Source organism: Agromyces laixinhei (assembly GCF_006337065.1).
GTDB classification, from domain to species: domain Bacteria; phylum Actinomycetota; class Actinomycetes; order Actinomycetales; family Microbacteriaceae; genus Agromyces; species Agromyces laixinhei.
Genome location: NZ_CP040872.1, coordinates 167,910 through 186,430, shown reverse-complemented (window position 1 = coordinate 186,430; position 18,521 = coordinate 167,910). Strand labels below are relative to the sequence as shown.

21 protein-coding genes are annotated in these 18,521 nt (G+C 69.5%); 8 read left to right on the top strand and 13 right to left on the bottom strand.

The annotated features are described in order from the left end of the window. Positions 1-8 precede the first annotated feature (8 nt). Genes FHG54_RS00915 through FHG54_RS00905 form a run of 3 tightly spaced genes read right to left on the bottom strand, consistent with a single transcriptional unit; the run spans position 9 to position 2,756 of the window. Positions 9-866: a cupin domain-containing protein gene (locus FHG54_RS00915; RefSeq protein WP_139415478.1), complete on the bottom strand. Its 858-nt coding sequence runs from the start codon at positions 864-866 to the stop codon at positions 9-11. A 28-nt stretch (positions 867-894) separates the two neighbouring features. Further along, entirely contained in the window at positions 895-1,569 is a 675-nt protein-coding gene (locus tag FHG54_RS00910) for a TetR/AcrR family transcriptional regulator (protein ID WP_139415477.1), read from the bottom strand. Between the two features lie 8 nt (positions 1,570-1,577). After that, positions 1,578-2,756, bottom strand: a complete 1,179-nt coding sequence (locus tag FHG54_RS00905; protein ID WP_139418226.1) for an FAD-binding domain — start codon at positions 2,754-2,756, stop codon at positions 1,578-1,580. Positions 2,757-2,892: 136 nt separating this feature from the next. On the opposite strand from FHG54_RS00905, the gene FHG54_RS00900 reads away from it, so the two are divergent. From FHG54_RS00900 to FHG54_RS00890, 3 genes are read left to right on the top strand one after another with little or no spacing between them, the layout of a single operon-like run. Next, positions 2,893-3,240, top strand: coding sequence for a hypothetical protein (locus FHG54_RS00900; RefSeq protein ID WP_139418225.1), 348 nt, complete (start codon positions 2,893-2,895; stop codon positions 3,238-3,240). 3 nt (positions 3,241-3,243) lie between these two features. Beyond that, on the top strand, positions 3,244-3,714 hold the full coding sequence (locus tag FHG54_RS00895; RefSeq protein ID WP_139415476.1) for a hypothetical protein: 471 nt from the start codon (positions 3,244-3,246) through the stop codon (positions 3,712-3,714). Positions 3,715-3,728: 14 nt separating this feature from the next. Next, a complete protein-coding gene (locus tag FHG54_RS00890) occupies positions 3,729-4,217 on the top strand; it encodes a methyltransferase family protein (RefSeq protein ID WP_233437825.1) in 489 nt (162 codons plus the stop codon). Positions 4,218-4,227: 10 nt separating this feature from the next. Here the strand turns inward: FHG54_RS00890 and FHG54_RS00885 are convergent, their stop codons facing one another. From FHG54_RS00885 to FHG54_RS00870, 4 genes are all read right to left on the bottom strand, one after another. Then, the gene (locus FHG54_RS00885) at positions 4,228-5,007 is read right to left on the bottom strand and encodes a CAP domain-containing protein (RefSeq protein ID WP_139415474.1); all 780 of its coding nucleotides are present in this window, start codon (positions 5,005-5,007) and stop codon (positions 4,228-4,230) included. A gap of 85 nt (positions 5,008-5,092) precedes the next feature. Next, positions 5,093-6,442: an alpha-hydroxy acid oxidase gene (locus FHG54_RS00880; protein ID WP_139415473.1), complete on the bottom strand. Its 1,350-nt coding sequence runs from the start codon at positions 6,440-6,442 to the stop codon at positions 5,093-5,095. 25 nt (positions 6,443-6,467) lie between these two features. Then, complete coding sequence (locus tag FHG54_RS00875; protein ID WP_233437824.1) at positions 6,468-7,274, bottom strand: FadR/GntR family transcriptional regulator; 807 nt, start codon at positions 7,272-7,274, stop codon at positions 6,468-6,470. Between the two features lie 87 nt (positions 7,275-7,361). Next, positions 7,362-8,483: an NYN domain-containing protein gene (locus FHG54_RS00870; protein ID WP_139415472.1), complete on the bottom strand. Its 1,122-nt coding sequence runs from the start codon at positions 8,481-8,483 to the stop codon at positions 7,362-7,364. 93 nt (positions 8,484-8,576) lie between these two features. On the opposite strand from FHG54_RS00870, the gene FHG54_RS00865 reads away from it, so the two are divergent. Then, the gene (locus tag FHG54_RS00865) at positions 8,577-9,098 is read left to right on the top strand and encodes a DUF1707 SHOCT-like domain-containing protein (RefSeq protein ID WP_168197050.1); all 522 of its coding nucleotides are present in this window, start codon (positions 8,577-8,579) and stop codon (positions 9,096-9,098) included. A 51-nt stretch (positions 9,099-9,149) separates the two neighbouring features. Here the strand turns inward: FHG54_RS00865 and FHG54_RS00860 are convergent, their stop codons facing one another. The 4 genes from FHG54_RS00860 to FHG54_RS00845 form a co-directional block, all read right to left on the bottom strand. Then, complete coding sequence (locus FHG54_RS00860; RefSeq protein ID WP_139415470.1) at positions 9,150-9,584, bottom strand: type II toxin-antitoxin system VapC family toxin; 435 nt, start codon at positions 9,582-9,584, stop codon at positions 9,150-9,152. Beyond that, positions 9,581-9,847: a ribbon-helix-helix protein, CopG family gene (locus FHG54_RS00855; protein ID WP_168197049.1), complete on the bottom strand. Its 267-nt coding sequence runs from the start codon at positions 9,845-9,847 to the stop codon at positions 9,581-9,583. Before FHG54_RS00855 ends, FHG54_RS00860 begins: the two co-directional genes overlap by 4 nt. Before the next feature lie 70 nt (positions 9,848-9,917). Continuing rightward, positions 9,918-10,844: a 2-hydroxyacid dehydrogenase gene (locus FHG54_RS00850; RefSeq protein ID WP_139415468.1), complete on the bottom strand. Its 927-nt coding sequence runs from the start codon at positions 10,842-10,844 to the stop codon at positions 9,918-9,920. Positions 10,845-10,918: 74 nt separating this feature from the next. After that, positions 10,919-11,569, bottom strand: coding sequence for a TetR/AcrR family transcriptional regulator (locus tag FHG54_RS00845; protein ID WP_168197048.1), 651 nt, complete (start codon positions 11,567-11,569; stop codon positions 10,919-10,921). 102 nt (positions 11,570-11,671) lie between these two features. Between FHG54_RS00845 and FHG54_RS00840 the strand changes: the two genes are divergently transcribed. Continuing rightward, positions 11,672-12,163, top strand: coding sequence for a pyridoxamine 5'-phosphate oxidase family protein (locus FHG54_RS00840; RefSeq protein ID WP_139415466.1), 492 nt, complete (start codon positions 11,672-11,674; stop codon positions 12,161-12,163). Between the two features lie 138 nt (positions 12,164-12,301). Beyond that, entirely contained in the window at positions 12,302-13,660 is a 1,359-nt protein-coding gene (gene gdhA / locus FHG54_RS00835; RefSeq protein WP_139415465.1) for an NADP-specific glutamate dehydrogenase, read from the top strand. Between the two features lie 44 nt (positions 13,661-13,704). Here the strand turns inward: gdhA and FHG54_RS00830 are convergent, their stop codons facing one another. Both FHG54_RS00830 and FHG54_RS00825 read right to left on the bottom strand, forming a co-directional pair. After that, the gene (locus FHG54_RS00830) at positions 13,705-15,162 is read right to left on the bottom strand and encodes an MFS transporter (RefSeq protein WP_139415464.1); all 1,458 of its coding nucleotides are present in this window, start codon (positions 15,160-15,162) and stop codon (positions 13,705-13,707) included. Then, positions 15,159-15,656, bottom strand: coding sequence for a MarR family winged helix-turn-helix transcriptional regulator (locus FHG54_RS00825; protein ID WP_139415463.1), 498 nt, complete (start codon positions 15,654-15,656; stop codon positions 15,159-15,161). Before FHG54_RS00825 ends, FHG54_RS00830 begins: the two co-directional genes overlap by 4 nt. A gap of 117 nt (positions 15,657-15,773) precedes the next feature. Here FHG54_RS00825 and FHG54_RS00820 point away from each other — a divergent pair, with 117 nt between their 5' ends. Next, entirely contained in the window at positions 15,774-16,949 is a 1,176-nt protein-coding gene (locus FHG54_RS00820; RefSeq protein WP_139415462.1) for a DUF4185 domain-containing protein, read from the top strand. 191 nt (positions 16,950-17,140) lie between these two features. Then, positions 17,141-18,484, top strand: coding sequence for an ABC transporter substrate-binding protein (locus FHG54_RS00815; protein ID WP_139415461.1), 1,344 nt, complete (start codon positions 17,141-17,143; stop codon positions 18,482-18,484). Positions 18,485-18,521 lie beyond the last annotated feature (37 nt).

Here is an 18,521-nt window from a genome sequence, read left to right as displayed (position 1 = left end):
CGAGCTCATCACTGCGGCGCCACAGGCTCGGCGCGAACCCGGAATGGCGGCGGAACGCGCGGCTGAAGCCCGCTTCGCTCTCGTAGCCGAGCTGGTAGGCGATGCCGGCGACCGGGGATGCCCGCCCGCAGCATCCGCTCCGCCCGCTCCATGCGCACGCGAGTGACGTAGCGGGCGGGGGTGTCGCCGACGGCGTCTTTGAACTGCTCGGCGAACTGCGACCGTGAGGAGCTGGCCAGTCGGGCGAGCGACTCAACGGTCCACGGGGAGCCGGGGCGCTCGTGGATCGCATCGAGAGCCCGGCCGAGGTGCGGGTCGCGCGAGCCGGCGAGCCACTCCAGCGCGTTGCCGCAGCCGCGTTCCAGCCAGATGCGCACGGCGGCGGATGCCACGACATCGGCGAGCCTCTCGATGACTGAGACCCGCCCCGCCCGACCGCTCGACGCCTCGCGGTGCATCGTCTCGAGCAACGCCGCGAAGATCGGCTCGTCGACCCGGAAGCCGCAGGTGAACAACACCGACGGCATGACGCGCGGAGCGATCGCGTCGGAGCCGTGGAGCGCGAGCGAGCCGCTGAGCAGGAGCGTGTCGCGGGCGGCGTGAAGCTCGACCCGGTCGCCGCTCGGCACCATCACGAAATCGCCGCCCTGCATGCCGAGCATCTCGTCGCCGTCGCGTCGCAGTTCCACTTCGCCATTCGCGACATAGTGGAAGCGGATGCCGCGCTCGACATCGAGGCGCATGGTGCCCGCCGCGAGTTCGCGGTGGCCGAACTCGAGCACGCTCCAGTGCAAGCTCTCCAGCACGGCGTCGATGCTGCGCTCGGCGACGGTGCCCGGGCGTGGTGGTGCGTCGGTCGCGCTCATGAGTGGTGCAAGCGTGTCTCGCGTCGGATCATTCCCGTGCCGCGTCGGGGGCCCGGGGCATCCGCTCAGGCCTTGCGGGTGATGATTCGACCGGACCGAGAGCTCGACGCATGGTGTCGATGAGGATGTGGACTGCGTTCGGCACGTCGATGGCTTCGGGTGTGCGCGTGATCAGCCAGGTATCCATGGCCTGGCCCATCCCCATCGCAAGGGTGAGGATGAGGTCGGTCGGAATGTCGGTGCGCACCGCGCCGACGTCCTGTCCTGCCGCGACCGTGCGAGCGAGCCAGGGCATCACCTGCAGTTCGGCGTCGTGTCGTGCGTCGTACAACGAAGGGGCGCCACCGGTGAGCCAGTCTCGAAGCAGCGCGGCGACGCGCGGGGAGGCAGTGAGCATTTGCATGAGTCGCAGGTAGTAGTCCTCGAGCGCCGCCCAGAACGAGTCGGGGTCATGGGCGTCGGGGATGCGCGACAGCCCGCCCTCCTGGAGCAGGCCCTGCAACTGCACGAGGATCACATGCGCGTACAGGTCCTCCTTGCCGTCGAAGTAGTAGTACATCGAACCTTTGGAGGTTGCGGCGGTCTCGATGATCCGATTCAACGATGCATCACGGTACCCATGGGCCGCGAACTCCGCCAGCGCGACGTTCAGGATCGCGGCCTGCTGCGTGGCGGGGAGCTTGTCGAAACGGGGACGGGGCATGCCGACAGTCAAGCAGGCGGCGGCGGGAGCCGGATCGGGTCGAGGAGGCTGCGGCCCATCGCGAGCCTGGCCACGAGAGGGATACCCATCAGTCCGAACACGGTGTTGCGCAGCAGCACCTGCGCGCGATTGCGTGGGGCGAACGCCACGCCGAGCCCGACTGCGGCATCCTGTTTCGTGCGCACCACCCGCGCGAGTCGTCGCTCGTAGGCGGCGAACGCGGCAGCGTGGTCCCCGCCCGCCCGGTGCAGTTCGGCCGCCAGCACGTAGGCCTCCACCATCGCCAACGCGGAACCTTGACCCGCAAGCAGTGACGGGCAGGCCGCGGCATCCCCGATCAGCGCCACGCGACCGCGCGACCATGACGGCATCAGGATCTGGCTGGCTCGGTCGAAGTAGAACGTGCGGGCCTGCGGCATCCGCGCCAGGATCTCGGGAGCCTCCCAGCCCACGTCCCGCAGCCGGGTGCGGAGCAGTTGCTGCTGCGCGACCACATCATCGACCGGCGCATCTCCGTCGTAGCGGAAGGTGAGGCAGAACATCGTCACATCGTCGTGCAACGCGATCCGCAGAATCTGCGCTCCGACCTGCGTGTGCGTGACCGCGACCAGCTCCTCCCGCGGCCGGTACCCGGGAACATCGAACACCGCCACGCAGATCCCCAAGGAACGCTCGAACTCCGACTCCGGCCCGAACGTGAGGGTGCGCACCCGCGAGTGCAGGCCGTCGGCCCCGACCACCAGGTCGAACTCCCGTGGCCCGCCGCGCGCGAACTCCACGCGCACCCGGCCGCCGACGTCGTCGAGCACGTGCACGGTGTCGTCGAAGACCGTCTCCACCTTGCCGTCCAGCGCCGCGTAGATCGCGGCGGCCAGATCGGAGCGCGCGATGGTGACATAGCGGTCTCCGGCACGGTCGATGACCTGACGGGGGTCCATGTGAGCGATCCGACGGCCGGAACCGGACACCTCCCGCGCTTCGCGGAACCGGTAACCCTGCTCCCTCAGCCGGGGGACGATCCCCATCCGGTCCGCGACCTCGAACCCGGAACCCCAGAAGTCCACCACGTAGCCGCCCTCACGAAGACGGGGCGCCCGTTCGATGAGCGTGGGCTCATGCCCTGATCTGCGCAGCCAGTACGCCAGCGTGGTGCCCGCGATACCCGCCCCGACGATCAGCACTCGCATGTTCATCACCATCCTGAGACTGCTGGTTAGACCAGCAGTCTACATCATGGGGCCGCACGAGTCCGGTTCCGCAACCCCTTGCAGAGGTATCCGTGGTCACGTAGACCGGAAGGTGACCGGCAGGGAGGAGACACCGATGGCGATACGGCTCAACGAGACGGCACTGCGACACGCACGCTCGCTCGTGCGCGACGGCGACGTGGTGCACGACGAACGCGATGCCTGGAGCGAGGACGCACCCACGGCAGACGAGGAGAACGGCTTCATCGAAAGCGAGGGATGGACGGAGTTCCGGCACTGGCATCTCGGCATCGACGACGATGCGAACGAAGAGACGAAAGAGGCGTACTCCTTTCCCTACGGCGATTTCCGGAAGGTGCATCGGTGTGCAGTGATCTCGCTCGAGAGCCGCGCCGGTCAGTATGACCACGATGAGATCCGGGATGCCGCGAAGAGACTCCTCGACCTGATCGACGAGGGCTGATCCGTGGGTGCTCCGAACCGGACTGCGCGCGCCGAGGCCAAGCGCGCCATCGTGCGGCTGAAGCGAGCCGAGTCCGAGGCGCGAGGGCTGGCGAAAGAACTGCCGAAGGGGGCTCGGCGAGCACGGTTGGACGACGCCGTTGCCGACGCGCGGTCCGTGCGCAAGTCGGTGGCAGCCGAGCGCAGTGACTCCCCGAGACGTGCGGCCCGCCGCGCAGCGCGGGCAGCGGCGAAGCTCGAGCGGGTTTCCCGCCCGATCGGTGCGGCCGACGGCGCGCGCGGGTCGGCGGCCGTCGGGAGCAGCGCTGACGAGCGTGCGAAGGCGAGGGCGAAGACTATCAAGCAACGCCGCAAGCAGGCCCAGCAGTCGCAGAAGATGGCGAAGTTCGTCGCCGCGCATGTGATCGGTGCATCGGTCTCGACATCGGGCGACGACGACGCTCCAAAGCGCGCGCAGCGTCGCACGAAGACGTGACTATTACGTCCTCTGTGAGAGGTCTGATCAGCCTGCTGCGCAACCTGCCGTTTCCGCCAGGGCAGACCGTCGGGATCATCGCGGTTCTGGTGCTCGAGCGGCTGCGGCCGGCATCGTTGCCCGGTCCGCGTGCTGCGCAACGGGCAGCGGGAGCCGTCGCGCTCACGGCGGGCGCTGCGTTGACCGTCTGGGCGCTCGCCGAGCGGCGTCGCCACACGAACGGTGGGTTCGAGCTCGAGCGACCGCAGTCACTCGTCACGACCGGCCCGCACGCTTTCAGCCGTCACCCGATGTACGTCGGCTGGTGGCTCATCCACCTCGGGGCGGGCCTGCTGCGCGCCTCGGCGTGGGTTACGGCGACCCTGCCAGCGGCGGTGCTCGGCGAACACGGCGGCGTGCTCGCCGAGGAGCGCGCCCTCGAACGCGAGTTCGGCGACGAGTATGCGCGGTATCGCGAGCGTGTGCCGCGGTATATCGGGCGAGTGTCGGGCGGTGGCGACTGAGGGCTGGGGCTCAGTACCCGAACAGCTGGGTCCACCACGGGCCGCCTGAGCCCTCGTGCACGCCGACGCCGAGCGTCGTGAACGAGCAGTTGAGGATGTTGGCGCGGTGGCCGGGGCTGTCCATCCAGCTCGTCATGACGGATGCCGCGTCGGCCTGGCCGCGAGCGATGTTCTCGCCGCCCGCGTACGAGATGCCGGCGGCGGCCGCGCGATCCCACGGGCTCTGCCCGTCGGGGTTCGTGTGGTCGAAGAATCCGCGTGCGGCCATATCGGCGGAGTGGGCTCGGGCGACACCCGCAAGCGCTGCGTCGTGGGCCACGGGTCCGCATCCCGCGGCCGTACGCTCGTGATTGACGATCGCGAGCACCTCTGCCTCGACGGGCGTGGCTCCAGAGGCGGGCGCCGGAGCCGGGGCTGGGGCGGGCGCTGGCGCTGGAGCTGGAGCTGGTGCCGGAGCCGGGGCGGGAGCGGGAGCGGGGGCAGGCGCGGCGACGGGCGGGTCGGCCGGTGCCGCCGGGGCCGGTTGAGTCGGAGAGGTGGCCTCGGGCGCGGGCACCTCGGCCGACGTGGGCGTGGACTCCGCCACGGCGGACGCGGAGCGCTTCGCCGCGTCGTGCCGCGCCGGCTCGGAGCCGGCGGTCAGCGTGTCGGCCGCCGTCTCGGCGGGGATATCCGGCCCGCTGAGCACGACGCCGGTGATCGACAGGCCGCCGACGAGAAGCAGGGCGCCGGCTCCGATCAACCAGCGACGCGCGGGCAGCCACGATGCCCGATAGCTGTGCCGCCCCATACGTTTCACCCTCCTGCATCGACGTTCGCATCCGCGACCGCGGACGTCTCAGATGGCACCCGAACGGGGTACACGATCAACGAGCCTACGTGCTCGGATGCAGCTTCGCTCGAGAGTTTCCTGTGGATGCCGAGGCTGGTCGCGGCGTGCGCACGGCCCGGGCCTTGGATGACACCGCGGCCTCCGCGGCATCCGTCGCCGGTTTCGGCAGCGCCGTGAAGCGTGACAACTGCGTGACGTGCTGCGGGCCGAGCTCATCGAGCGTCGACACCTCGAGCAGCTTCATGGTGCGCTCGATCTGCGCCCCGAGGATCGAGATCGTCTTGTCGACGCCCTCGCGGCCACCGGCCATGAGGCCGTAGAGGTAGGCGCGGCCGATGAGGGTGAAGCGGGCGCCGAGGGCGATGGATGCGACGATGTCGGCGCCCGACATGATGCCGGTGTCGAGGTGCACCTCCATGTCGGAGCCGACCTCGCGCACGACGTGCGGCAGCAGATGGAAGGGGATCGGCGCCCGGTCGAGCTGGCGGCCGCCGTGGTTCGAGAGCACGATGCCGTCGACGCCCCTGCCCGCGAGGAGCTTCGCGTCTTCGATGGTCTGCACGCCCTTCACCACGATCTTGCCCGGCCACAGGTCGCGAATCGTGGCGAGGTCGTCGAACGAGATGGTGGGATCGAACATGCCGTCGATGAGCTCTCCGACGGTGCCCCCGGTCGATGAGAGCGAGGCGAACTCGAGCTTCGGGGTCGTGAGGAAGTTGACCCACCATTCGGGGCGGGGGATCGCGTTGATCACGGTCGCGGGCGTGAGCTGCGGCGGGATCGAGAAGCCGTTGCGCACATCGCGCAGGCGCGCTCCGGAGACCGGGGTGTCGACGGTGAAGAAGAGGGTGTCGAAGCCCGCGGCGGCCGCACGCCGCACGAGCTCGTAGGAGCGCTCGCGGTCGCGCATCACGTAGAGCTGGAACCAGTTGCGGCCGTCCGGGTTGGCCGACTTCACGTCTTCGATCGACGTCGTGCCCATGGTCGACAGGGTGAACGGGATGCCGGCAGCGCCCGCCGCGCCGGCGCCGGCGGTCTCACCCTCGGTCTGCATCATGCGCGTGAAGCCCGTCGGGGCGATGCCGAACGGCAGGGCGGAAGGGCCGCCGAGCACCTCGCGACTCATGTCGACCACCGGCACGTTGCGCAGGATCGCCGGGTGGAACTCGATGTCCTCGAACGCCTGGCGGGCGCGCCCGAGCGAGATCTCACCCTCGGCGGCACCCTCGGTGTAGTCGAACGGGGCCTTCGGCGTGCGGCGCTTCGCGATGTCGCGCAGGTCGTGGATCGTGAGCGCCCGGTCGAGGCGGCGCCGCTTCGCGTTCAGCGTCGGTGCCTTGAAGCGAATGAGCTCGGCGAGTTCTTTCGGGTTGGGGAACTGGCGCTTGACCATGGTGGCGATGCTCGCTTTCGTCGCTTCAGTGGGTGTCGATGAACGTCTCGGCGTAGTAGCCCGAGATGTGGTCGTGGGTTCTGGCGCGAGCGGATGCGGCATCCGCTCGTCTGATCGCCTCGACGATGCCGCGGTGCTCGCTGCGCAGCCGGGTTGATGTCGCGTGCCAGTCGGTGATCACGGCGAGGCCGTCGAGGGCGTATCCCTCGATGCCGCTGCGGAGGCCCGCCATCGTCGCGGTGACCACGTGGTTTCCGGAAGCCTCGGCGAGCGCCAGGTGGAAGGCCGCGTCGAGGGCGAGGAACTCGGTGGGCGCGAGGTCGGGGGAGTCCATGGCGTCGAGCAGGAGTTCGGCGGGGGCGAGGTCGGGAGGGGTCGCGGTCGCACCTGACAGGTCGGATGCCTCGGTCGTGGCGGTCGTGTCGGACGCCTCGGCGAGATCGCCCGCGACCGAGGTCTCGAGGATGAGGCGCATGCGCACGATGTCGGCGACGGGGAATCCGCTCGCAGCGACCTGCAGGCGCATGAGCGCAGACATGCCGCCGCCGGGCGTCGCGATGATGATGGCGCCGGAGCTCGGGCCGGAGCCCGCGGCCGTGCGGATGAGCCCCAGCACCTCGAGCACGCGCAGCGCCTCGCGCACGCTCGAGCGGCCGACGCCGAGTTCGGCCGAGAGGGCTCGCTCGCCGGGCAGGCGATCGCCGGGGCGCAGTGCGCCATCGAGCAACCGTGTCTCGACGTGCTCGAGCACGGTGCGCCAGGCGCGCGGTGCGTCGGATGCCTCAGCGCCCGTGCCGCCCGTCATGCGCCCGCCCTTCGCCCGCTCCGCCATGTGGTCAGACCACACTAGCACGTGTGGTCAGACCACACGAGCGCAGGTTCGCAACCGGCGGGCGAACCATCGGGGTTTCGCCGCAGTTCAGTCCTTCTTCGGCCGGATGCGCACGCGGCCCCGACCGGACTCATCGACCTCGACGACCCCGCCGCGCGACCGCAGGAAGTCGGTGAACGAGGCGAAGCCGAGGCGGCGCTCCTGGAAGCTCGGATCCATGCGCATCATCTGGTTCTTCACCGTGCTCGACGACTGCCACTCCTCGTCGTTCTTCGCGTGGAGCAGTTCGAGCGCCTTGACGAGGAGCCGGCCGGGGTTGCGCGGGCTGCCGTCGGAATCGTCGGCCGACGCGGGTTCGGCGGGCGCCACGAACTGCAGCGCCCTGGCCGAGGTGCGCTTCGAGGGCGGTTCGGGCGACTCCGTCGTCTCGATCGGCACCTCGGCGGCGGCATCCGTGACCGTCTTCGTCGTGGCGCGGCGCCGTCGGGCGGGCGCCGGTTCTGCGACCGGTGCTGCGGCCGGTTCGGTCGTCTGCCCGGCGGTCGTCGCGGCCGTCTCCGACTTCTTCGCTCGGGTTCTGCGGCCCGACGTGGTGCTCGACGCGGCGGCGTCCGGCGCGGCATCCGCTGCTTCATCGGTGACCGCCGAATCAGTCGCAAGCAGCGTGTCGTAGTCGGCGTACTCGTCGCAGGCCGCGGTGAGCGCGCGGCTCGTGCCGCCCGCAACGCCGATGCCGACGACATAGCGGCCGAGGCGCTTGGCCTTCTGCGCGAGCGCGACGTAGTCGGAGTCGCCCGCGACGATGACGATGTGCGAGAGATCGTCGATGCGGAACATGTCTTCGACCGCGTCGACGGCGAGGCGGATGTCGGCGCCGTTCTTCGTCGCCGACAGCGGGAAGAGCTGCACGAGGTCGACCGCGCGGTCGATGAGCTGGCCGCGATAGCTCGCGTTGATCGGCCCCGACCAGTCGGCGTAGGCGCGTGCGATCGCGATCGTGCCGAACGTCGCCGCGAAGTCGAGCACAGCGTCGATGTCGACGGTCGCCTCGGTGAGCTTCTTCGCGGTCTGCGTTCCGGCGGCGGGCGCCTTGCCGCGCGAGGTGTCTTTGCGGTACGCGTTGTCGCCGTGCAATTGGTCGTATCGCGAGATGATGATGTTGTCGAAGTCGAAGTAGAGGGCGACGCGGGGTTCTGCCGAAGTGGCCATGCCTCGACCCTATGCCTCACGGCTGCGCGAACGCCCGAGGGAGTTCGGAATGCGGGGGTGGTAGTGCGGATGCCTCTGCGCCAGAGTGGGGGGATGACCGACTACGCGAATCCCGCCAGGCCCGAACTCCGGCTCAGCAATGCCGAGCGCGACGCGGCAGTGGCGCGACTGGCGGAGGCGCAGGCCGAAGGGCGCTTCTCGCCATCGGAGTACGCCGAGCGTGCATCTGCGGCCCGGGCCGCCGTGACGTACGGCGACCTCGCACCGCTCTTCGCCGATCTGCCCTCCGACGGGCGCGGCGCGGCGCCGTCTGCCGCGTTCGCGTCACCGCCGGACGCGCTCACACCACCGCCGGCCCCCACGCCGGCGTACACGTCACCCGTCTCGGCGGGGCCGGCGTCTGCGCCTGAGGAGCGCGGACGCCGGGGTCCGCAACCGCTCGGCGGCGCGATCGGTGCGACCATCATGGCGCTCGTTCCGTTCATCGCGCTGGGCCTGTTCTTCCTCACGGGGCATTTCGGAAGCTACGCGTGGTCGTGGATCTGGTTCGTCATGATCCCGGTCGCAGGCATCATCATCTACGGCCCCGGTTCCGAGTACCGACGGCGCAACTGATCAGGCGGCGGGCCGCCCGTGCCGCGATGCCCTGGCCGAACGGCGCGGTGGTCACGGCGCAGCCAGCGGATCGAGGCGCCGAAGCCCCGGAATGCCGTCGAAAGCGCGATCGGGCGATGCGATGGTATCGATGCCGTAGGCGAGGGCGGTCGCGGCGTGCACCGCGTCGCGCCCGCGGATCGTCGGAACGCGTGCGATCAGGTCGAGCGAGAGGTCGAGCACCTCGCGGTCGAAGTCGAGGACCATGAGCCCGGTCATGAGATCGCGGCCGTCGGCGATGGCGAGGCGCCGATCGGCCGTGCGGCGCATGCGATGGTGCACGACCTCTTGGATCATCTCGACGCTCGCGTAGCCGCGGCCGCGCCCGACCATCACTTCGGTGAGGAGGCTCCGGCAGGGGGCGCTGCGCGGGTCATCCGGAGCGAGCGCGTAGATCACGACGGCGGAGTCGATGAGCACCGCGCGCTCCATGACCGTCGGGCTCACGGGATCTCGCGCAAGAACGGGCGTTCCATCGATTCCTTCTCGGCGGCCCAGTCGATCGGCCCACGCGCCGGCTGCTCGTCGGCCCTCGCCCACAGTGCATCGAGTGCGGCGCGCGCGTCACGGCGGCGGCGCGCGAGGCGCTCATCGACGGCCTCGCGGATGAGCGCACCGACACTCATGTGCGCCGCCGCCGCCTCGGCCTCGAGGGCGGCGTACTGCTCGGGCTCGAAGAGCACCTGCACGCGACGGTCGAGGGTGGCCATGGCTCGAGGATACGCGCATGCGCAGGCATGCACAAGCATGCGCATGTCGGTGTGAGCCGTGCCTCGCAGCTCAGCTGCGGTACACGACGTTGAGGGGCGCATCGCCGCGCAGCATCCGCTCGATCTGCTCTCGCAGCAGCCTCGCCATGCGGGGCATCATCGCGGTCGTGGCCCCGCCCACGTGCGGACTCACGAGCACATTCGGCAGTGCGAAGAGCGGATGCCCCGTCGGCAACGGCTCGGGATCGGTGACGTCGAGCGCGAAGCGGAGTCGGCCGGGCTTCGCCTCGGCGAGGATCGCCTCGGTGTCGGCGACCTTGCCGCGCGCGATGTTCACGACGAGGGCATCGTCGGGCAGGGCGGCGAGGAAGGCGGCGTCGACGAGCCCCGTCGTCGACTCGTTCAGCGGCACGGCGACGATGACGACGTCGGCGTTCGGAAGCAGCGTCGGCAGCTCGTCGATGCCGCGGATGAAGCCCCGCTCGTCGGAACGGGCGTGACTGGCGACCCTGGTGAGCTCGACCTCGAAGGGCGCGAGGCGCGCTTCGATCGCCCGCCCGACGCCGCCGTAGCCGAGGAGCAGCACTCGCCGATCGGCGAGGCTCTCGTTGCGCACCGGCGCCCAGCGGCCCTCGCCGGCCGCGCGTACGAAATCGGGGATGCCGCGCTGCGAGGCGAGGATGAGTGCGAGCGTGAGCTCGGCGGTCGACGTCTCGTGCACGCTCGCGGCGTTGGCGAAGACGTGGCCGGCCGGCAGGGCGTCTGGCACGTCGTCGTAGCCGATCGACTGCGACTGCACGAGCTGTGCCGTCACGTCGTCGAGTGCTCCGAGTCGCGCGGCCGCGCCCATGTACGGCGGAACGACGAGGTCGATGTGCGCGGCGGGCGGGGCGCCCGTGAGGTCCCAGATCTGCACCTCGGCACCGGGCGGCGGCGAGCCGAGCGCGTTCAGCAGGGTCCGGCCGGGCACGGTCACGAGCAGCGGGGCGTCCGTCATGACGCAATCCTTTCAGAGGGGATGCCGCGGCGCGCCGGCCGAATGCAGGCGGAGCGCGTCTCGGGCGGTGACGGCTACGGCAACTGCGCGATCTGAGCGCGGATGATGCGTTCGACCACGTCGTCTGCCGCGGCGAGCTCGCCGAAGCCGTGCAGCAGGCCATCGACGGCGAGCGAGGCGACGCCGTGGCTCATCGCGCAGAGCTGCAGAAAGGTCGTCTCGGCATCGCCGCCGATCTCGCCCGACTCGTGCACCTGCACGACGAGCGCCCGCAGGCCGTCGAGGGCCGCAATGCGCGCCCGGTCGAGCGCGTCGTCGCCCTGCGCCGACGAGGGCGTGCGGAACATCGCATCGAAGTGGGCGGGGTGCCGAAGCGCGAAGGCGACGAACTCGACCGAATCGGCGACGAGTCGTTCGCGACCGGGCAGGTGGGCCGCGAGCTCCTGCGCGGCGCAGAGCTCGTCGTCGAGCAGCGTGAGCCCCTCGATGGCGAGGGCCCGGATCATGCCTTCACGACTGCCGAAGAAATGCGTCGGCGCCGCGTGCGAGAGCCCGGCGCGGCGGGCGACTTCGCGAAGGCCCACGTTGTTCACGCCGTGCTCGCGGGCAAGCTCCTCCATCGCCCGGAGCAGCGCCGCCCGACCGGGTGCGCCGGGCGTGGCGGGGGCGCGGGGCGTGGCGGGTGCGCCGGGCGCAACTGCGGGCTGCGGCATCGTCTCGGTCATTGTCATCCCTTCGCCGACCAGACTACTTGACATCGTCAAGCGGCGCGCGTAACGTCGGTCTTCACGATGGACTTGACATTGTAAAGTTCGAGGAGGAATGACATGGTCGACATCACGAGCGCCGACGTCTGGAAGGCGATCAACAGCGTGAACTTCATGGTCGTCGGCATGGTGTCCGTGCGCGGCGAAGCGCGCACCGCGGGCGTCATGCACGTCGTCGACGACGGCCGGCTCTGGTTCACGACGAACGAACGGGAGTTCAAGGCCCGCCACATCGCGGCCGATCCCCGTGTCTCGGTGACGGTGCCGATTCCGAAGCGCATCCCGTTCGCACCGCGGGTCAAGGTGCCCGCAGCGACGATCACGTTCTCGGGCGTCGCCGAGATCGTGCCCGCCGCAGAGCTTCCGGGGCCCGTGCACGACGCGCTCGTGCACGGGCTCGAGCTCAGCGACGGCGAACGCGGGGCGCTCATCGGCGTCGGCGTGCGGCCGACGAGTGACTTCGTCACCTTCGGCATCGGCGTCTCGACCCTCGGCATGCGCGACACCGAGCACGCACGAGGGCGAGCATCGGCGGTGCCGGCGCGCGTCTGAGCCGCAGCGCGTCGCGAGCGTCGTGGGCGGGCACGTGGCACGTCACACGTGCGGAGGCTTCCTCAACACTGGGTAGTGTGGGATGGCCGCGCGGGAGACACGCACCCGTGGCATCCGTCGACAGCAGAAGGGCGCGCGTTGCAGAACCGCACCACCATCGAAGACATCTACGCGGACACGCTGCGGCGAAATCCCGGCGAGGTCGAGTTCCACCAGGCCGTGCGCGAGGTCTTCGACTCACTCGGTCGCGTGCTCGACAAGAACCCCCAGTACGTCGAGGCCTCGATTCTGGAACGCATCTGCGAGCCCGAGCGGCAGATCATCTTCCGGGTGCCGTGGGTCGACGATGCCGGCCAGGTGCGCATCAACCGCGGATTCCGCGTGCAGTTCAACTCGGCACTCGGCCCGTACAAGGGCGGCTTGCGCTTCCACCCGTCGGTGCTGCTCGGCACCGTCAAGTTCCTCGGCTTCGAGCAGGTCTTCAAGAACGCGCTGACCGGCATGCCGATCGGCGGCGGCAAGGGCGGCAGCGACTTCGACCCGAAGGGTCGCAGTGACGGCGAGATCATGCGGTTCTGCCAGTCGTTCATGACCGAGGCCTACCGGCACATCGGCGAGTACACGGATGTGCCGGCCGGCGACATCGGCGTCGGTGCACGTGAGATCGGCTACCTGTTCGGCCAGTACAAGCGCATCACGAACCGCTACGAGTCGGGTGTGCTCACCGGCAAGGGCGTCACCTGGGGCGGCTCGCTCGTGCGCACCGAGGCGACCGGCTACGGCGCCGTCTACTTCACGGAGCACATGCTCGCGACGCGGGGCCGCTCCTTCGACGGCGCGCGCGTGCTCGTCTCGGGTTCGGGCAATGTCGCCGTCTACGCGATCGAGAAGGTGCACGCCCTCGGCGGCCGCGTCGTCGGCGCGTCCGACTCCTCGGGCGCCATCCACGACCCCGACGGCATCGACCTCGACCTGCTGCGCGACATCAAGGAGCGGCGCCGCGAGCGCATCTCGGTCTACGCCGACGAGCGCGGCGGGCGGGTGAAGTTCCTGCCGGGGGCATCCGTGTGGGACATCGAGAGCACCGAGCGCATCGACGTGGCCCTGCCCTGCGCGACGCAGAACGAACTCTCCGAGGCGCAGGCCGCGAAGCTCGTCTCGGCCGGCGTCGTCGCCGTCGCCGAGGGCGCGAACATGCCGACGACGCCCGGGGCGCTGCGGGTGCTGCGTGACGCCGGCGTGCTCTTCGGGCCCGGCAAGGCCGCGAATGCCGGAGGCGTCGCGACGTCGGCGCTCGAGATGCAGCAGAACGCGTCGCGCGACTCGTGGGGATTCGAGCACACCGAGGAGCGGCTCGCCGAGATCATGGCGGGAATTCACGAGCGCACGGCGGCGACCGCCGAGGAGTACGGCGTGCCGGGAGACTACGTGGTCGGTGCGAACATCGCCGGGTTCACTCGCGTCGCCGATGCGATGCTCGCCCTCGGCGTCATCTGACGCGCCGCTCGCGCTGAGCTCGCGCTCGGGCTCGCGCTCGGGAGTCAGCGGCGCGCGCGCGGCAGCGGGATCGGCGAGGTGAGCGCCATCTCCTCAGAGAAGTCGGCCGGCTCGGGCCGGTCGCGTGGCGCCGACGGCGCGGTCGCGCGCCCTCGCCCGAGTTCTCGCTCGATCTCGTCCTCGAGCTGGTCGATCCGCAGGGTCGGCACCGCCTCGGTGGTGATGGCCGCGATCGCCGCGGTCGGGGCATCCGCGAATCGCACGACCGGGCGCCAGGCGTACTCGGGATGCCGGGCGAACCGCATTCCCCGCGAGAACACGAGCCAGCCGAGGCCGACGAGCGCGGCGACGGCTGCGGCGACGCCGCCGACGACGAGCGCCCAGCGCGGACCCCAGGCATCGGCGACCGCGCCCACGATGGGTGCGCCGAACGGAGTGCCGCCCACGAGGATCGCCATGTACAGCGCCATCACGCGTCCGCGGAGCTCGGGCTCGGTCGTGGTCTGCACGTAGCCGTTCGCCGTCGTGAGGATGGAGACCGCGCCGAAGCCGATCAGGACGGTCGAGGCGGCGAAGGTCCAGAAGGTGGGCATGACCGCCGAGACGAGCAGCGCGACGCCGAAGAAGCCCGACGCGATGATGATGATGCGGATTCGCGCTCGCTCGCGCCGCGCCGCCAGGAGCGCGCCCGTCAGCGAACCGATGGCGAGGATCGAGTTGAGCAATCCGTACTCGCCGGCGCCGCGTCCGAACTCGACGGCCATCGTCGACGAGAAGATCGAGAAGTTCATGCCGAACGCGCCGATGAGGAAGACGATCACGAACACGACGACCAGGTCGGGTCGCTTCGCGACGTAACGGAAGCCCGCGATGAATTGCCCGCCGGAACGCGCCGGCCGCGGGATGCGGTGCAGTTGTCTGCTGTTCAGCATCGCCAGCGCCCCAAGCACCGCGAGGAAGCTGGCGGCGTTGATCATGAATACCCAGCCCGACCCGACCAGCACGATGAGGAGCCCGGCGACGGCCGGTCCGAGCATGCGCGCGGCGTTGAATGACGCCGAGTTCAGCGCCACCGCGTTCGACATGTGCGACGTCGCCACGAGATCGGAGACGAAGGTCTGGCGCGCGGGGGTGTCGACGGCGTTGACGATGCCGAACAGCAGGGCGAACACGTACATGTGCCACAGTTCGGCGTGGCCGAGCAGGAGCAGGAGGCCGAGCGCGAATCCGAGCAGCATGAGCGATGACTGCGTCACGAACAGGATCTTGCGACGGTCGAAGCGGTCGGCGATGAGGCCCGTGATGGGCACGAGCAGCAGCTGCGGCGCGAACTGCAGGGCCATGGTGACGCCGACCGAGAGCGCATCGTTGTCGGTGAGTTCGGTGAGCACGACCCAGTTCAGGGCGGTTGCCTGCATCCACGCGCCGACGTTCGAGACGAGGGCGCCGATGAACCAGATGCGGTAGTTGCGTACGGCGAGGGAGCGGAATACGGCACTCACTGGTCGGTGAGCCTCCTGAGGATGGTCGTGGCCTCGGCGAGCGTCTCGCGTTCGGCGGGGGTGAGTACGGCGAACCGCTTGGCGAGCCAGGCGTCGCGGCGGCGGCGCGTGTCGCGCACGACGGTCTCGCCGGTCTCGGTGGCCGCGACGAGCACCTTGCGCCCGTCGTCGGGGGAGGGGCCGCGAGTGGCGAATCCGGCGTCGACGAGGCAATTGACGGTGCGGTTCATCGAGGGGGCGGTGACCCGCTCGAGCTCGGCGAGCCGGCCGATCGTGAGGGGGCCCTCGGCCGCGATCCACACGAGGGTCGAGAACTGCGAGCCGCTGAGCTCGGTCTCGGTGCGCTCCTGCCTCAGGCGTCGGGCGAGGCGCATGACCGCGACGCGCAGCTCGTTGCTCTGCTCGGCGAGGGGGCGGCGACGCGCAGCGGGTGCGCTCGTGCTCGCGGGCTGGGTCGTTCGTTCGATCGAGGCAGAGCGCGCACCATCCGTCATATTGCTTAGTCTAACAAATTAGCCACGCTAATGAATGCGTGAGCGGCGCCGAATGCTGAAATCGGTTTCAGAATCAGGCCTGGCAACGTATCGTGTCGGTGACGATCGAGGAGGATCATGCGCAATGGCTGCAACAGTCGTGTTCCGTGGAGTCTCGCGCTCGGGGCATCCGTCATGCTCGTGCTGGGTGCCTGCGCCCAGGGCGCTCAGAGCGGCGGGGGCGGCGGGCCGGTGAGCATCGATGCCGACCCCGACCAGCCGTTCGTGCTCGACGGAGTGAGCCGTCTGACCGAGATCGCGAAGCTCACCGGGCCCGACGCGATCAACGACACCGAGGCGGCCGCCGTTGCGGGCACCGACCTGGGCTCGATGGTCAACTTCGGCGACAAGACCTTCCTGCTCTTCGGTGACACCTTCGGCGACCGCGCCCCCGACTCCTACGGAGGGCAGGGCGGCAATTGGCGGTCGAACGTCGCCGCGTGGACGACCGACGACGACCCGAGCGACGGGCTGACATTCGACGGCTGGGCCCCCGCAGACGACTTCGGGTGGGCGAGCGCGCTCGTCGAGGGCGACCATGACGTGAACGACGGCACGGGTGAGGTGACGAAGATCCCGACCCACGGATTCACCGTGGAGGACACGCTGTACCTCTCGTACATGTCGGTGAAGTTCTGGGGCGAACCCGGTGCGTGGGACGCGAACTTCGCGGGTCTCGCGAAGTCGACCGACGAGGGCGAGAGCTGGACTGCCCTCGACGCGCCGCGATGGCCGGGCGACTCGAACTTCGTGCAGGTCGCGGCCGTGACCGCTGAAGAAGACGGCGTCGAGCACATCTACTTCTGGTCCATTCCCGCCGGGCGTTTCGGGGCCGTGCAGCTCATGCGCGTGCCGGCCACCGTCGAGGCGGTCGAGGATGCTGCGGCGTACACGTACTTCGCGGGCGTCGACGGTGACGGCGACCCCGTGTGGAGCGACGACATGGCCGCCGCGACGACGGTCGTCGACGGCACGATCGGCGAGCTCTCGGTCATGTGGTCGGGCTACCTCGATCGCTGGATCATGACCTACTCGGACGCCGGCAACGCCTACATCCGCGAGGGCATCACGCCGTGGGGGCCGTGGGGCGAGCCGATCGAGATGGTCTCGGCGGCGGAGTATCCGGGTCTGTACTCGCCGTACCTGAATCCGCGGTACGTCTCCGACGACGGGCGGCGCATCTACTTCACGCTCTCGCTCTGGGGGCCCTACAACGTGTACTGGTTCTCGGTGGACCTGGAACGCGCGGACTGATCGGGTGCCGAGCGCGCTCGTGCCGCACGAGAGGGCCATTGCGCATGAAATCGATTTCGCGTACGCTGACGCCGAGACGGGATCAGCGGCGATTCGCAGGAGCGGCACGCAGGTCTGATCGAACGGACCGGGCTTCCTGACCGGCCACAGCAACGACTCACCGAAGAGTCGGGTTCCTTGAGGAGGGACGAATGCACAAGAGAATCTCCAGGCTCGCCACCGCCGGTATCGCGGCCGCAGCTGTCGCAGCCATGTTGGCCGGGTGTACACCGGCAAGTGGCGGGGATGATGCCGGCGGCACGACCACGATCCAGTTCTGGCACCGTACCTTCACGCCGGTCGAGAACGAGTGGTACGCCGACATCGTGAAGCAGTTCAACGCCGCGCAAGACGAGGTCAAGGTCGTCGACACCGAAGTACCGGCCGACGCGTGGGACCAGAAGATGAAGTCAGCGCAGGCCGCCGGCAAGGCGCCCGACATCTACACCCATCCCGGAAGCATCCAGGAAGCGGTCAACGCCGGCCAGCTCTACGAGCTCAACAAGGTGGTCGACGAGAGCAAACTCGACGAGATCATCGATGCGGCCAAGCCCGTCTCCGAACTCGGCGGCAAGTACTACGCCTACCCGCTGCTGCTCGAGCCGCAGACCGTGCTGTTCTGGAACAAGGACATGCTGGCGGCAGCCGGGGTCGACGCGGAACAGGCGCCGGCGACCTGGGACGACCTGCTCGCCGCGTGCGCCAAGATCCAGCCGACGCTGCAGAGCGGCCAGTACTGCATTTCGCCCGCGCAGGACGCGATCACCTTCGCGTGGTCGTCGGTCGGCCAGCAGTACAACTTCGCCGGGCACACAGCGCTCACCGATGACTGGACCGAACCGAACATCGACGACGACGGCTACCGGTCTCTGATCGACAACTACAAGCAGCTCTGGGACAACGGGTACATGCCCAAGCAGCCGCTCGCCGCCTACGTCGAAGGCAAGGACTTCGGCGAGCAGAAGGCCGCGTTCAAGGTGTCGGGCTCGTGGATGATGTCGGAGATCGGCTCCGATTACCCCGACCTGCTGCCGAAGACCGGCATCGGCGCATTCCCGTCTGCTGCCGGGTCCGACGACCGCACCACCACGACCCTCGGCAACTTCAAGTGGGTCATCGATGCGAAGACGAAGAACGCCGAAGCAGCCGGCGCGTTCCTCGAGTGGGCTCTTGCAGGCGACCCCGAGCTCCTCGTTCCGTTCTTCGTCGACACGCAGTTCACCAAGGTGCCCGTGCGTGATTCGGTGCAGGAGGCCGTGGCCGGCAGCGAGGGTGCGGCGGATGCCCCCTGGTCGAGCATCATCGTCGACGAGATCGCACCCGACGCGATCTCCGAGCCGACCTACCCGTGGGATGTCTCACTCGCGGTCGGCACCGCGATCGAGGCGGGCATGAAGGGTGCGGCATCCGTCGACGACGCGTTGAAGACCGCATCCGACGCCATCCAGCAGGTCATCGAGAAGAACGACCTGCCCAGCAAGGCGCCGAAGAACTGACACGCATTCGATCGGTCGGAGGCCTGTCGCATCGGCC

What these genes read in the sequence shown, in the direction of transcription:
- FHG54_RS00915 (WP_139415478.1), bottom strand. Translation starts at nt 866, where the DNA reads ATGAGCGCGACCGACGCACCACCACGCCCGGGCACCGTCGCCGAGCGC.
- FHG54_RS00910 (WP_139415477.1), bottom strand. Translation starts at nt 1,569, where the DNA reads ATGCCCCGTCCCCGTTTCGACAAGCTCCCCGCCACGCAGCAGGCCGCG.
- FHG54_RS00905 (WP_139418226.1), bottom strand. Translation starts at nt 2,756, where the DNA reads ATGCGAGTGCTGATCGTCGGGGCGGGTATCGCGGGCACCACGCTGGCG.
- FHG54_RS00900 (WP_139418225.1), top strand. Translation starts at nt 2,893, where the DNA reads ATGGCGATACGGCTCAACGAGACGGCACTGCGACACGCACGCTCGCTC.
- FHG54_RS00885 (WP_139415474.1), bottom strand. Translation starts at nt 5,007, where the DNA reads ATGGGGCGGCACAGCTATCGGGCATCGTGGCTGCCCGCGCGTCGCTGG.
- FHG54_RS00880 (WP_139415473.1), bottom strand. Translation starts at nt 6,442, where the DNA reads ATGGTCAAGCGCCAGTTCCCCAACCCGAAAGAACTCGCCGAGCTCATT.
- FHG54_RS00875 (WP_233437824.1), bottom strand. Translation starts at nt 7,274, where the DNA reads ATGGCGGAGCGGGCGAAGGGCGGGCGCATGACGGGCGGCACGGGCGCT.
- FHG54_RS00870 (WP_139415472.1), bottom strand. Translation starts at nt 8,483, where the DNA reads ATGGCCACTTCGGCAGAACCCCGCGTCGCCCTCTACTTCGACTTCGAC.
- FHG54_RS00865 (WP_168197050.1), top strand. Translation starts at nt 8,577, where the DNA reads ATGACCGACTACGCGAATCCCGCCAGGCCCGAACTCCGGCTCAGCAAT.
- FHG54_RS00855 (WP_168197049.1), bottom strand. Translation starts at nt 9,847, where the DNA reads ATGGCCACCCTCGACCGTCGCGTGCAGGTGCTCTTCGAGCCCGAGCAG.
- FHG54_RS00850 (WP_139415468.1), bottom strand. Translation starts at nt 10,844, where the DNA reads ATGACGGACGCCCCGCTGCTCGTGACCGTGCCCGGCCGGACCCTGCTG.
- FHG54_RS00845 (WP_168197048.1), bottom strand. Translation starts at nt 11,569, where the DNA reads ATGACCGAGACGATGCCGCAGCCCGCAGTTGCGCCCGGCGCACCCGCC.
- FHG54_RS00840 (WP_139415466.1), top strand. Translation starts at nt 11,672, where the DNA reads ATGGTCGACATCACGAGCGCCGACGTCTGGAAGGCGATCAACAGCGTG.
- FHG54_RS00825 (WP_139415463.1), bottom strand. Translation starts at nt 15,656, where the DNA reads ATGACGGATGGTGCGCGCTCTGCCTCGATCGAACGAACGACCCAGCCC.
- FHG54_RS00820 (WP_139415462.1), top strand. Translation starts at nt 15,774, where the DNA reads ATGCGCAATGGCTGCAACAGTCGTGTTCCGTGGAGTCTCGCGCTCGGG.
- FHG54_RS00815 (WP_139415461.1), top strand. Translation starts at nt 17,141, where the DNA reads ATGCACAAGAGAATCTCCAGGCTCGCCACCGCCGGTATCGCGGCCGCA.